The organism is Streptomyces sp. NPDC004610, assembly GCF_040609715.1.
Lineage (GTDB): Bacteria > Actinomycetota > Actinomycetes > Streptomycetales > Streptomycetaceae > Streptomyces.
Map to the genome: position 1 here is coordinate 1 of NZ_JBEXLA010000092.1, position 1,482 is coordinate 1,482.

Below are 1,482 nucleotides of genomic sequence, written 5' to 3' on the forward strand. Positions count from 1 at the left end.
CATGGCCGCCGAGGATTTCAACGGCTTGTTCCTGGCCCTCACGGGCCAGGAAATGCCCAGTGCTGATTCGGCGTTGATGCGTGCGTATCTGGTGCAGCCGCAGCGGGAGCTGGAGGAGCAGCTGGCCCAGGTGCAGGAGTTGGTGGTGCGGATCGCTCAGTCGACGTCGTCGAACTCGACGGGTGAGTGGAGTGAGGCGTATTACGAGGCGATGCTGACGCTGGCGTCGCCGGAGGGCCGGACGGCTCTGGAGGGGTTGCGGCAGGCGGCGCGTGAGGTCGGTGACTTCGCGGACGAGTCGGCGTATCAGGTCGACTACACGAATCTGATGATCCTGCTCCAGATGGCGATGTTCCTGCTGGAGTGGGCGTTCACGCTGATCATGGCGATCTGGAACCCGTTCGGGGCGATGATCCGGCAGGCGATGCTGCGGTCGCTGTACCAGGCGATCCTGCGGAGTCTGGTCATGCGGGTGCTGATGTCGATCCTGATGCAGCAGGTCATCAACATCGGTCTCGCGGTGGCGATGGACCGGCTGACGCAGTGGATGCTGGCCCAGCAGGGCAAGACCACCAGGAAGGGCTCGGACTACCTGGTCCAGGCGGTGGGTTTCGGCGCGGTCCAGGGCGGTCTCGCGGTCCCGATGCAGTTCGCCACGGCCTGGTTCGCGAAGAAGCTGACCGACCTGATCGGCAGCGGCTCCCGCAAGAAGCTGTTCAACGAGCTGGCCCAGTCCCTGGAGAAACGCCCCGGCGTCAACCGCAATGTGACCCGGAACGCGGACGACCTCGACGACAACGGCGGCGGCGGAGCCCCGTCACCCGTGCCGCGCCCCCGCCCCGAAGGGGATCTGAACCCGCCGCCCACGACCGGCCTGCCCACCCCCGGGACGGGGGGCGGGGGTCCGGGTGTGGACCGGGTGTTCGCGCGGGACTTCACGGACTCCCTGGCCGCGTTCTCGAACACGTTCAGCCGTGACGGGGCCGACCCGCTGTTCCAGACGGCGGGGTTCACCGACGCCATGGGTGTTCTGTTCGCCCGCCGTTTCGGTGACGACCTGGGCGGGGAGGCCGCCGAGAACCTGGGCCGGACCTGGGCACGCACGTACGCCGAGAACATGATGGACCCCAATCTGGGGCCTTCCCTGAGCCGGGTCCTGCGTGAGAGCGCCCTCCCGGACGCCTACGGCGACGATGTGGTCCGGGCGATGTCGATCGGGGTGGGCGGCCTCTTCGACCAGAAGGGAATCGGCGCCAAGATCCTGAACTTCCTCGTCGACGGAGTCGGCGAAGGACTCCTCGGGTACGGCTCGGAGGTCCTCTACAACGGCTTCACCACGAAGGAGTTCACCGGCAGCTCGGCGGGTTTCTACTCGGCGATGCTCAGCGAACGCCTCACCAGGGCACTCGACATCAACGCCGAGTTCCTCGGCTCCGGCCTCAAGAACACCCTCAACGACATCACCACCAAACTCGGCCTGGG

Annotated in this window: 1 pseudogene; it reads left to right on the forward strand. The window is 66.9% G+C overall.

Features of this window, described 5'->3' with window-relative positions:
- Positions 1-1,482: pseudogene (locus ABZX40_RS41490) on the forward strand (hypothetical protein); the annotation flags it as partial.